The organism is Halomonas huangheensis (genome assembly GCF_001431725.1).
Lineage (GTDB): Bacteria > Pseudomonadota > Gammaproteobacteria > Pseudomonadales > Halomonadaceae > Halomonas > Halomonas huangheensis.
This window is the reverse complement of sequence record NZ_CP013106.1, coordinates 4,352,270-4,363,564: the sequence shown is the minus strand read 5'-3', so window position 1 is coordinate 4,363,564 and position 11,295 is coordinate 4,352,270. Positions and strand designations below refer to the sequence as shown.

Sequence of the window (11,295 nt, the reverse complement as noted above, 5' to 3'; positions counted from 1 at the left end):
CCACCAGGGTGTTCTCCATTGGCCTCGCTTCGGCGGGGCAATTTTTATCCGCTGCACGTCAAGAATACCCGTCTGATTCGCTTAACGTTTCCAGCTGATCCCGCGCGCACATCCCTCGACCATGGAGCCATGTCGTCACCACCCACGACAGGACTCCAACATGATGGTGCTACCTCAACGCTCCCTTTCCTTCTGCGCCACAGGCGTCTTCTGCGGACTCCTGATGAGCGCGGTCATGTCGGCGCCGGCAAGGGCCGATGACATCGACGAGATCCAGCGCCGCGATCTGGCTCTGATCCAGACCCAGATCGAGCAGATCAAGGTTGTCGTCGATCGCATCGATGCGCGACAGCAGAAGACCAACCCCGAGATCACGCGCATCTATTTCGACACTCGCATGCTGCGATCGGATCTCACGTCCATCACCTCCGGTATCGACGCCTATCTCGCCCCCGAGCGACTGCTCCCGCGTCACCCCATGCCACTCGATGGCGACTACCTCGAAGACAGGGGGCAGTAATGGCGTCCTCAACGCAAGCCGCCTTCGAGGCCGGTGCGGGGGCCTCCTCCAATGAGGTCTACCTGTTGATTGCCGCCATTGGGTGTTCCATCGCGGTGGCCTGGCTGGTGTGGCTCTGTGTCAGCAACTGGCGAGGCTGGGCAAGTGGCGCGATCAACGAATACCTCATGACCTGGAACTTCATCCGAGGGGTGATGGCGGTCGTGATCCTGTTCTGGCTGTTCCTGTAGCAGCTCAGCTGGAAGCCCCATCCCGGGGTGTCACAACTCCCCGTCGAGGGGAACTCCCATCAGCAAGAGACGCAAGGAGAAACACGCAATGAACCTCATTCAGTCACTTTACTCCCGCACCAGGGGGGTCATGAAAAGTGGCCTGGCCGCCCTGGCTACCTTCCCGGCCATGGCGCTGGCCGCCCTGCCACAACAGGAAGGGATCACGGAAGGCGCGGATGGCAACCTGCTCGATACCTTCCGCAACGTGGGGTCGGAAGGCTTCAGCATCATTTTCATTGCCCTCACCGCCTTCGCGATTGTGGCTTACATCGCCGCCCTGATCTGGCAGTTCAGTGAATCGAAGAAGAAGGGCGAGTGGGGCGGCTTCGGCATGGTGTGTGCCATTGGTGTCGTGATGATCGTCGTCGTCATCTGGCTGGCGAATTACGGCGATCCGATCATGCAGAGCACCTAGTCACGGAGACGTCGGGCCATGACCATTGAATTCATTCCCTCCCGTCTGAACGCCACTCCCGTCGTCTTTCGCGGCATGACGGGCAAGGAGTTGGTGGTCTGCACCCTGGCGGGGTTGGTGGCGTTCATTCCTGTCGGGTTGATCGGCTGGGCTGTCGTGGGCATGGGGGCCATGGTCCCGACCTGCATGTTTGCCGGGGCAGGTCTCTCACTGTGGTTCGGTGGCACGTTCATGCGCCGGCTGCGCCGAGGCCGCCCCTCCTCCTGGGTGTATCGCAAGATCCAGTGGCAACTCCAGAAAGCGGGACTTCCCGTGCCTGGTGGTAATGAATTGATCCAGACCTCCATCCGTTGGCGTATTCGCCGCGATCCCGTTCGTCGTCCTGTGTCGACATCGACGGGCCGCTTCTCGCGCAGTAAGGGAGATAACTCATGAGTCGTAAACGCCATGCCCTGGCGGCCCGGGACGCTCACATCACCACATTGCGTAGCGTGATTGTGGTGATGATCCTGGTGTGCGCGGGACTTTTCTGGGGGTGGAAAACGTCACCGGATCGGCTGAATGTCCATGTTCCCCCGGACCTGCGCACCGGCAGCACCCGCGTATGGTGGAAAGTGCCGGAGCCCAACATCTATACCTTCGCCGTCTATGTCTGGCAGACGATCAACCGCTGGCCGGTCAATGGCGAGGTCAATTACAAGCGTAACATTCAGGTGTTCAACACCTTCCTGACACCAGGCTGTCGCAACTACCTCGATAACGAGTATGAGCAGCGTCGCGCCCGTGGCGAGTTGAAGGGGCGGGTGCGGGGTATCTACGAAATTCCCGGTCGAGGGTTCCAGAACGACAGTCCTGAAGGACCTGGTGGGGTCCGTGTGATTGATCGCGATCACTGGATTGCCACGCTCGACATGGGCGTCAGTGAATCCTACGCCGGCACGTCCGTTCGCGACGCTTACGTTCGTTATCCCATCTACGTCAGCCGCGTGGACAACGATCCCGACGCGAACCCCTGGGGGCTGCAGATCGGCTCCGCCGATGGTTGCTTCGCCGGGGTGCCCCAGCGGCTCGGGTATGCCGACGACGACAGCGACGCTGACCAGCCAAGCGAGGTAGCTTCACCATGAGCAGACTCCTGTTTTCACGACTGAGCATGGCGTGTGCCACGTTGATGCTCGCCTCCCAGGCGCAGGCGGTGGAGATCCTGCATTGGGATCGCAAGCCCTTGCCTGTCGACCTTCTCGTTGGAACGGAACGTGTGATCGTGCTGGATCGCAATGTACGGGTCGGCCTCCCGCCCGAGATTGCCGACTCGGAGACGCTCCGCGTTCAGAGTGCCGGTGGAGCCATCTACCTGAAGGCCGACCAGCCGTTCGATACCCAGCGGGTTCGCCTGCAGGACGTCGAGACCAATGAAGTCGTCCTGTTTGACCTGACGGCCATGGAGAACGGGGCCAGCGACGAAGAGATTCGGGTGGTGTTCCCGGAAGACGAGCCAGTCAATGAAGAGGAAGCCTCATCCTCGGGTTCCCGGGAACAGGCTGAAGGGGCGTCGACTTCGGCCAATACCCCGGTTCCTGTGGTACTGACCCGCTTTGCGGCGCAGTCCCTGTACGCCCCGACGCGAACCATTGAACCGGTGCAGGGGGTCAATCGCGTCGCCATGCGACTGCCTGAGAGCATGCCCTCGCTGTTGCCGGCATTGCCGGTTTCCGCGACGCCGGTTGCCGCCTGGAAGCTCGACGGGTGGACCGTCACGGCGGTGAAGCTCTCCAATCGCGACCCTTCGCGGGCCTTCGAGATGGATCCACGCTGGCTGCAAGGCGATCTCTACAGCGCCACCTTCATGCACCCCACGCTCGGCCGCCGTGGCTCCGTGCGGGATACCACCACCGTCTTCATCGTCACCGAAGGGGTGTCATTGGCACAGGCGGTGCCACTGTCGGCGTCCGATGCCGGGGACAACGCCAATGCGGGAGGTGACTCATGAAGCTCAAGGGCAACGGCCTGGTCAAGATTCTGGTGCCGTCATTTATCGCCCTGGTCGTTGCGATTGTCATGCTCTGGCCGGGAGCCGATTCCAACCAGCAGTCCGGGTCGAATGGTGGGGAAGAACGCGATCCATCGCTGACGTTGAGTGAGGACGAGCTCAAGGCGCTGGGGATCGAGGGTGACACGCCGGAGGATACCGTCGCCACGCTGGTCGGTCAGACGCGAGCCATGCGGGAAGAAATGAATCGGGTGCTCGAGACCAACGAGAGGCTCCGGGAACAGAATGCCGACATGCTCGAGGACCGACGTGACGTCCAGAGCCAGATTCGCAGTGCCCTGCATCAACAGGAGCAGGACTTCACTCAACAACGCCGAGCGACACAGCGTGAGAACCAGAGCCTGCTTCAGAGTCTGCAGCGCGAGATCGGCAATCTGAAGGATGGCTTTTCAGGTGAAGGCAACAACGAGGACGTGCCGATCGGACTGGGGCTTGAAGGCGGCGGTGCCGGCAGCGGCAATGGCAGCAACCTGTCCTGGGTCGAGCCCATGGATCAACGCGTTGAAGAAGGACCCGGCCGTCGAGGTCAGGAGGGGCCGACGTTCCCGACGTCGTTTCAATCCGCGGCCAGCGACGTAGGCAATGCCGCATCCAGAGCCGGGAGTGCCGTCAAGGCCAGCGCCACGGGCCAGCCCGATGAAGCCACCGTCGAACCGGTCTATACCATCCCGGAGAACTCCACTCTGATGGGGTCACTGTCCATGACGGCGCTACTGGGCAGAGTGCCGGTCGATGGCACGGTGAACGACCCTTATCCGTTCAAGGTGATGGTGGGCAAGGACAACCTCACCGCGAACGGTATCGAGCTCCCTGAAGTGCAGGCGGCGATCGTCAGTGGGACGGCAACGGGGGATTGGACCCTCTCCTGTGTACGCGGAAACATCTCGTCGATGACCTTCGTCTTCGAGGACGGCACCGTGCGCACCGTCCCATCGCCGGAAGACGTCAATCAGGGGCGTGGAAACGGCAACGACAGTAATCAGAACCAGACGATCGGGGGCGGTGACTCCATTGGCTGGATCAGTGACCGGAACGGCATTCCCTGCATCAGTGGCCTGCGTCGCAGCAACGCGAAGGAATACCTGAGTACCCAGAGCCTGCTCACCGCCGCCGGTGCCGGTGCGGCGACGATGCTTTCCGATGACGATTCGACCTCGATCACGTCCATCGGTGCCGACGGCAGCATTTCTCAGGCCATGACCGGCAACCAGGCCATGGGGCAGATCCTCGCTCAAGGGGTGAATGACATGAGCCAGTGGGTCAACAAGCTCTATGGCGAAGCGTTTGCTGCCGTCTATGTTCCCCCCGGCCAGGAAGTGGCCATCCACATCAACAAGCAACTGCCGATCGATTACGAGACCGAAGGGAGGAAGGTGCGCTATGACTCATCAAGGGCAACCACACACGGGCTCGACTGATCGCAGGGCCTTGACGCGAGCCACTCTGTTCACCCTGGTCCTGGTGGGGCTGGGCCTTCTCTCCGGCTGTGCGACGTCCAAGGACGAGCTGATGCCAACCAGCGGAATGAGCATGCAGGAGCTCTGGAAGGAGGGCTCCAGGCAGAGCGCGGGTGGCAGTGCCGGAAACCAGGCGGTGCTGGAGGCGCGAGGGGCGCTGCGCCGCCCGATTGGGGACGGTGAGGTAACCGCTGAACAGACGCGGTACACCCGTGACGCCGCCAATGAGATCTACAGTCAGTTCTCTCGCCTGCCGAACCCGGATCTGGTGATGTTCATCTATCCCCACCTGGCTGGTGGGGAGTCGGTGCCGGTACCGGGTTACTCCACGATCTTCCCGCTACACACCAAACCGCAGTACGCCATGGCCGGTGAAGGTGCGCGGCCTGTGGGGAGGACGCGTTGATGTCATTCAATGACCTGATGAATCGTTGGTTCGGCGGAGCCGGTCAACAGGCCGATCACAGCGATACCTCTTATAGGGGGGACGATCGGCCCATTCCGGTCCCGAGGGGGAAGTCGATCACTGAGCAGGATATCGATCGGCTCTACAAACGTGCTCCGTCCTTCGCCAACTATCTGCCCTTCATCGAGTATCTGCCGGAATCGGGCTGTTTCCTGATGGATGACTGCCGTTCTGTTGGTGTGGTGGCGGAGATTGTGCCGCTCGCCACCGAAGGGCGCTCCGAGGAATGGCTGAATGCCAAGCGGGATCTGATCGAGGGGGCACTACAGGATGCCTTGCCTCAGCATGATACGTCTCCCTGGGTCGCTCAGATCTTCGCCCAGGATGAGGTCGATTACCGGGATATCATGGAACAGCTCAAGGATTACATTGACTGTCCGGATCCCGAGTCCACGCCGCAATCCAGTGGGCTACTCGATACCACGTATACCCAGGAATGGCTCAGTCAGTTCGAGCGGCATCTCAAGTCGATTTCCCTGGAAGGAGGGGTGTTCCACGATGACCTGGTGACGCAGACCACCTGGAAGGGGCAGACACGTCGAACCCGTCTGGTGCTGTATCGTCGCCTCAGCAAGTCCTCCAACACGGGGCGTGGTCAACCGATGACACCAGAGGATGAGGCCAACATGGTCTACGATCGTCTGGTGTCCGCCCTGGAGGGCGTCGGTCTCTCGATCCGTCGCTATGATGCCCGGGCCTTCCGGCGCTGGATGGTGGCCTGGTTCAACCCTCGTCCGGCCATGTCCCCGAAGGATCCCCAGCAGTTCTACGATCTGGTCGATTATCCCGGTGATGACCAGCTCCCCTACGACTATGACCTGGGGGGCGATGTTCTCTTCAACATTCCCGAATCCGATGCCGACAAGGGCCTCTGGTATTTCGATGGTCTGCCGCATCGATGCCTGGTGGTGGATGAGCTGCGCAAGGCACCGGACATTGGGCATATCACCGGAGAAGTGAAGCGTCAGGGCAGCAAGTCCAAGGTCTCCAACGCGATCATGGATGTCTTGCCCGAGGGGACGGTCATGGTATTGACCGTCGTCGCGTCTCCCCAGGAACCCCTCGAAGACCACGTCAATCGTCTCAGTGGGAAGGCGCATGGCGATAGCGTATTGGCGGTCAGCGTGCGTAATGACTGCAAGAAAGCCAAGGAGTACATGGCGGAACGCCATTTCCTGTATCAATCCTCACTGGTGTTCTACCTGCGCGGTGACGATGAAGAAGACCTACGAGTCAAAACCCAGATACTGAGCACCAAGCTGTATCAGTCCAGCCTGAAGCCTGTTGAGCCGGAGGACGAGATTGCCGCGCTCAATACCTACCTGCGGTGGTTACCGATGGCCTTCGAGCCCGACAAGGATGCTCGCAACCACTGGTATACCGCCTACAACTACGTTCAGCACATTGCGAACCTGAGTCCCTTTTTCGGCCGAGCGCGGGGGACCGGGCGTCCTGGCTTGAGCGCCTTCAATCGTGGCGGAGAAACGCTGTCTTTCGACCCCTTTCATCTCGCCGATCGCGAGAAGAACGCGCATGGCTTTCTGAGCGGGCCGACCGGGGCGGGTAAATCGGCCACGATCACCGCGTTCTGTGCCCAGTTGATGGCGGTACGGCGGCCTCGTCTGTTCATCCTGGAGGTGGGGAACAGCTTCGGGCTGTTGGCTGACTACTTCGAGCGCAATGGCCTGAGCGTCAACAAGGTCAAGCTGTCACCTGGCTCAGGGGTTTCTCTGGCACCGTTCCTGGAAGCCCACCGACTCCTCGAGGACGAGCGAGCACGCAAACAGGCGGAAGAGGATGCCAAGGCGCGCGCTCTGGGCGAAATCGATGATGATGCTCTGCCGGCACCCATCGAGGATGATGAGGACCTCGACGAAGACAAGCGGGATCTTCTCGGTGAAATGGAGATCACCGCGCGTTTGATGATCACCGGTGGTGAGGAGGAAGAGGAACGCCGCTTTCGTCGTGCTGATCGACGCATTGTGCGCGATGCCATCATGCGCGCAGCACGGGTGACGTTTGAAGAAGGACGCCCCTGCAAGACCGAAGATGTACGCGATGCCTTCTTCGAGATTTCTCGCGACCCGGGTTTTCATGAAGAGACCCAGCGCCGCATCGAAGAGATGGGCATGAACATCGGGCTGTTCTGTGATGGCTTTGATGGTGAGGTTTTCAATTCCACCGGCGACCCCTGGCCCGAGTGCGACGTGACCCTGGTTGACCTGGCCACCTACGCCCGTGAGGGGTACGGGGCGCAGTTGGCGCTGTCCGTCATCTCGATCACCAACATGATCACCAACCTGGCCGAGCGGACCCAGTATGACGGTCGTCACATCGTCCAGATCATCGACGAGAGTCACGTTGTCACCGTCAACCCATTGCTGTCTCCCTTCTTCGTCAAGGTGGGAAAGATGGGACGTAAGCTCATGTACTGGCTGTGGTTCGCGACCCAGAACGTCGAGGATTTCCCGGACGCCGCCGAGAAACTGCTCAACATGATCGAGTTCTGGATCTGCCTGGTGATGCCACCGGATGAGGTTCAGAAGATCAAGCGATTCAAGTCTCTGACACCGGCTCAGGAGGAGCTGCTCCTCTCCGCCTCGAAGATCTCCAGGAAATACACCGAGGGCGTCGTGCTGGCCTCTACGGTTGAGGCGCTTTTCCGGGTGGTCCAGCCAAGTCTCTACCTGGCGTTGTCCGGGACCGAGGGGGACGAGAAGAAGGCCCGGCGTAACGTCATGCTGGAACAACACTGCTCCGAACTGGATGCCGCCATCACCCTGGCGAAGGAGATGGACGCGAAGCGCGGCTTTATCGAGGAGGAAGCCTTCGGCGTCGCCACTGGTCAGGATCAGGTGGAGGTTTCAGCATGAAAGCATTCACACGCCGAGAATTATCCCGGATCCAGGCCGCCGTAAAAACAGCTGTCGTGATGGTGCTTCGCTCACCGGCTCTGATCGCCGTCTCCCTGGCTCTGACATTGATTTACGGCCAGACGCTTCAGCTCAGCTCACCACTGTGGTGGGTGTTTCCGCTGGTCGCATTCACGTTGCAGGTGTGGGCGACGGCACTGAGCCGACGCCCTACAGGGGATCGATGGCGTTTCGTGGAGGATATCCGGGGGCTGGTGCAGCTGTTGCTGATGCTGATTGGTTGGGTGCTGCTGGTCATGGTGGTCTTTGCGTTGGCAGGGGTGTTCCTGGAACTTCTCATTACTCTGGTGCAGCACATCGGGAACTTCGACTTGGCGTCGCCCCCACCTCCCATGCCGGAAAATGGCCAGCCCCTTGTCCTGGCGGCCTGGCATGAGGCGCACGTCGGCATGTTGGTCTTCATGGGGCTGTTCCTGGTGCTGGGACGCTGGGCACTGTACGCCGGATACCTCGTGATGACACATCGACTGACGCTGCGAGCGTTGGTGCGTCTGATAGTGGTCTGGCCGCTGATGGAGTGGATGCCGATGACGCCACTGGCGGTGATCTCTGGATGCCTTCTTGTCGTGATGTCGGTGGTGGCGTTGTTCATTCCGGTGCTGTCTCTACTCGCCACCCCAATCCTGGCCGTTGTGGTCGCCTTTGCGTTTGCCCTGGGCGGTGACGTCTTCTCTGATGACGCAGCGCGGCAGGAGATTCTCAATTGACTGCCGAAGCCGTTGATCTCCTGATGGCCGTTATACTGGGGCTCCTGGCGCTGGTTGTCCTCCATGTCCTGCTCTCACTGGTCTTCTGGCGGTTGAGGAGGGGAGCGCTGCCCTATGTTCGCCAACCTACGCTCAATTCTCCGGCCGAGCAGGCGTTCTATAGCGCGGTATCTCGGGCAGTGGGATCCACCGTCTTGATTGCCTGCAAGGTGCGTATTGCCGATGTACTGCGGGTCCGTTTTCGCAAACGCCACGCTCGCGACCAGCGCTGGTGGCGTTACTTCCGCCTGATCAGTTCAAAGCACGTCGATCTGGTGCTTTGTGAACCTCGAGGCGGACGAATTCTCATCGCGATCGAGCTCGACGATCGCACGCATGGTCGTGCCGACAGGAAGCGTCGCGACCGATTTGTGGATCGGGCCTTTGCTTCAGCGGGTATCCCGCTGGTGCGCTTTCCCGCCCGTGGACGATACGACGTTCAAGAGATCCGCGCTCAACTTGCTCCCCATCTCCATCTCACGCCCCCGGAAGAAGGATCGGTGGTATGTCAGAAATCCAGGTCTTCGACACCGTGAACGCCGATGCGCGTGAACGAACACTTCACTTGCTGCCGGTCCTGCAGGCAGACCCCTTTGACAAGTTAACCGCTGAGGACATCACCCTGAGCGTCACAACCAGCTGGATGAAGGAACCCGTCAGCCCTGACGGTGGTTGGGTCATCCGTCAGCCCTATCCCAATGGATTGTATTACGTGGGGGGATCCTCGGAATGTCAGCTCGGGGAGCTCATCACACTCCCGCCAGATCTCACAGCGGGAGAAGTCGTATTCCATTGGTCCGTTGCCGTAGAGAACCTGCCACCCGGCCGGTTTCAGATCGAACACCGTATCGAGCTGACTTTTGAAGAGGGAGAAGGACGAACCTACTCGATGGACGTGGCCAACTGGTGGGCTCAGAGCGAATTCGCCGGTGAAGGGCACCCTACACCCGAAATTGGCCGCAATCGGTTTTCTCGTTTGAAGCATCAGGGGATTTCTCCAACACGGCGAGCACATGTCCATGAGTCGATACGCGAGGGGTGTCGCTTTCTCGACATCCAGGAGTCCCTGACGCTTCCTGCGATCACCCTCAATGATTGCTGGACCATTCACACCTATGGAGGAGAGTCCGCTCACTCCTGCCTGGAGGCGCTGCGATGAAACGTCAACTGAACGGCCTGATCCCTACCGCTGCCGCCATGGTCATGATGGCTTCGACAATGAGCCTGGCGGCATCAGGGGACGATGTGCCGGAGGCGCTGGATGATTTCACCATCAATGGTCAGGCCATCACCCCCGAGTCCGTTCATCGTGTCGACCTCGAGGGGCCGATATACGAGGTACGGCTGCGCAATGGAGACACCTTCTACAGCGACGCTCAGGGGCGTCACATGGTGGTGGGGTATCTCTACGACAACGCTCCAGAGGGGCTTATCAACGTCACCGAACAGCGCAACCGTCAAGAGCGGTTGGACCAGTTGCAGGATGTTTCTGAGGAAAGTCTGGTGACATACCCCGCCCAGGGAGATGACCTTGGCGAGATTGCCGTATTCACGGATACGACCTGTCCCTATTGCCAGATGCTGCATCAGCAGATTGACCAGCTGACGGCTGCCGGCATCACGGTTCACTACGTGCCGTTCCCGCGTGCCGGCAGCCAGTCCCCAGCCGCACGTCAACTGGCGCAAGTGATATGTTCTGAATCTCCCGAAAACGCCATGACGTCAGCGTTCAAGGGGCAATCACTCAGTGTCTCACCATCACAGAGTTGTCAGGACGTAGTTGAGGGCGGATTTCAGCTGGGACAGCGATTTGGAGTGACGGGTACACCGACCATTGTGCTGCCGAATGGGGAGATGGGGGAGGGGTTTGTACCAGCTGAGCAGATCGTTCAGGCGATCAAGGGGGCCGGGTCATGAATGATGAGTCGACGTCGCCTTTATTCTCTATTCGCCCCAGTGGGATAGCAGTACCGGAAACTGTTTATATCCCTGAGATTCACCGGCTCTGGACCTGGTTGCGAACCGGGGCCGAGGGCTTCTGGTGGCAGACATTCGCCATCACTCCCCATTACGTCACGCGTCGATCCGATTTTGGGATGGCCTCTCCAGAATTCGCCAACTTGGCAGAGACATGGCCAGCAGACACGGAAATCGAGTGCTGGAGAATTGATAGCGAGTTTGAGAATGATGATAGGAATGACTGGGAGCCAGGCAAGGGGCTCAGTATCTATGTACTGGGTAGTACCTCGTTCCCAAACGGGGATGAAGGATGCGTTGCAGTGACTCGTTCCCTGGATGCCTATTACCTAAGCCATCTTTTGACGCTGAACAAACCTTGCCACAGGGAGTTTCGTGCCTTCTATCCCGTCGCTGTCACTAAAGCTGGTGTTCCTCGCGGAGGGAAAGCGGATGATTACCGCTTGCTTAGGTGATACA

Annotated in this window: 14 protein-coding genes; all 14 read left to right on the top strand. The window is 59.9% G+C overall.

The window, feature by feature from the left end; genetic code table 11:
• The first annotated feature begins 160 nt into the window (after positions 1–160).
• The 14 genes from AR456_RS18830 (at position 161) to AR456_RS18765 (ending at position 11,291) form a co-directional block, all read left to right on the top strand.
• The gene (locus AR456_RS18830; RefSeq protein WP_021817749.1) at positions 161–520 is read left to right on the top strand and encodes an integrative conjugative element protein, RAQPRD family; all 360 of its coding nucleotides are present in this window, start codon (positions 161–163) and stop codon (positions 518–520) included.
• Positions 520–750 carry a TIGR03758 family integrating conjugative element protein gene (locus AR456_RS18825; protein ID WP_021817750.1) on the top strand — a complete coding sequence of 77 codons (231 nt, stop codon included), beginning with the start codon at positions 520–522 and terminating at the stop codon, positions 748–750. The genes AR456_RS18830 and AR456_RS18825 overlap by 1 nt, the downstream gene beginning before the upstream one ends.
• 88 nt (positions 751–838) lie before the next feature.
• Positions 839–1,207: a TIGR03745 family integrating conjugative element membrane protein gene (locus AR456_RS18820; RefSeq protein ID WP_021817751.1), complete on the top strand. Its 369-nt coding sequence runs from the start codon at positions 839–841 to the stop codon at positions 1,205–1,207.
• An 18-nt stretch (positions 1,208–1,225) separates the two neighbouring features.
• Positions 1,226–1,642 (top strand): TIGR03750 family conjugal transfer protein, encoded by a 417-nt coding sequence (locus AR456_RS18815; RefSeq protein WP_021817752.1) that lies wholly within the window; start codon positions 1,226–1,228, stop codon positions 1,640–1,642.
• A complete protein-coding gene (locus tag AR456_RS18810; RefSeq protein WP_021817753.1) occupies positions 1,639–2,334 on the top strand; it encodes a PFL_4703 family integrating conjugative element protein in 696 nt (231 codons plus the stop codon). The genes AR456_RS18815 and AR456_RS18810 overlap by 4 nt, the downstream gene beginning before the upstream one ends.
• Positions 2,331–3,197, top strand: a complete 867-nt coding sequence (locus AR456_RS18805) for a TIGR03749 family integrating conjugative element protein (RefSeq protein WP_021817754.1) — start codon at positions 2,331–2,333, stop codon at positions 3,195–3,197. Before AR456_RS18810 ends, AR456_RS18805 begins: the two co-directional genes overlap by 4 nt.
• A complete protein-coding gene (locus tag AR456_RS18800) occupies positions 3,194–4,675 on the top strand; it encodes a TIGR03752 family integrating conjugative element protein (RefSeq protein ID WP_021817755.1) in 1,482 nt (493 codons plus the stop codon). The genes AR456_RS18805 and AR456_RS18800 overlap by 4 nt, the downstream gene beginning before the upstream one ends.
• Positions 4,638–5,120: a TIGR03751 family conjugal transfer lipoprotein gene (locus AR456_RS18795; RefSeq protein ID WP_021817756.1), complete on the top strand. Its 483-nt coding sequence runs from the start codon at positions 4,638–4,640 to the stop codon at positions 5,118–5,120. Before AR456_RS18800 ends, AR456_RS18795 begins: the two co-directional genes overlap by 38 nt.
• Positions 5,120–8,053, top strand: a complete 2,934-nt coding sequence (locus tag AR456_RS18790) for a conjugative transfer ATPase (protein WP_021817757.1) — start codon at positions 5,120–5,122, stop codon at positions 8,051–8,053. Before AR456_RS18795 ends, AR456_RS18790 begins: the two co-directional genes overlap by 1 nt.
• On the top strand, positions 8,050–8,820 hold the full coding sequence (locus AR456_RS18785) for a hypothetical protein (RefSeq protein ID WP_021817758.1): 771 nt from the start codon (positions 8,050–8,052) through the stop codon (positions 8,818–8,820). Before AR456_RS18790 ends, AR456_RS18785 begins: the two co-directional genes overlap by 4 nt.
• Positions 8,817–9,395, top strand: coding sequence for a DUF2726 domain-containing protein (locus tag AR456_RS18780; protein ID WP_021817759.1), 579 nt, complete (start codon positions 8,817–8,819; stop codon positions 9,393–9,395). Before AR456_RS18785 ends, AR456_RS18780 begins: the two co-directional genes overlap by 4 nt.
• A complete protein-coding gene (locus AR456_RS18775; RefSeq protein WP_021817760.1) occupies positions 9,365–10,018 on the top strand; it encodes a hypothetical protein in 654 nt (217 codons plus the stop codon). Before AR456_RS18780 ends, AR456_RS18775 begins: the two co-directional genes overlap by 31 nt.
• Positions 10,015–10,776, top strand: a complete 762-nt coding sequence (locus AR456_RS18770; protein WP_021817761.1) for a DsbC family protein — start codon at positions 10,015–10,017, stop codon at positions 10,774–10,776. The genes AR456_RS18775 and AR456_RS18770 overlap by 4 nt, the downstream gene beginning before the upstream one ends.
• Positions 10,773–11,291 (top strand): hypothetical protein, encoded by a 519-nt coding sequence (locus AR456_RS18765; RefSeq protein ID WP_021817762.1) that lies wholly within the window; start codon positions 10,773–10,775, stop codon positions 11,289–11,291. The genes AR456_RS18770 and AR456_RS18765 overlap by 4 nt, the downstream gene beginning before the upstream one ends.
• The last annotated feature ends 4 nt before the right edge of the window (positions 11,292–11,295 follow it).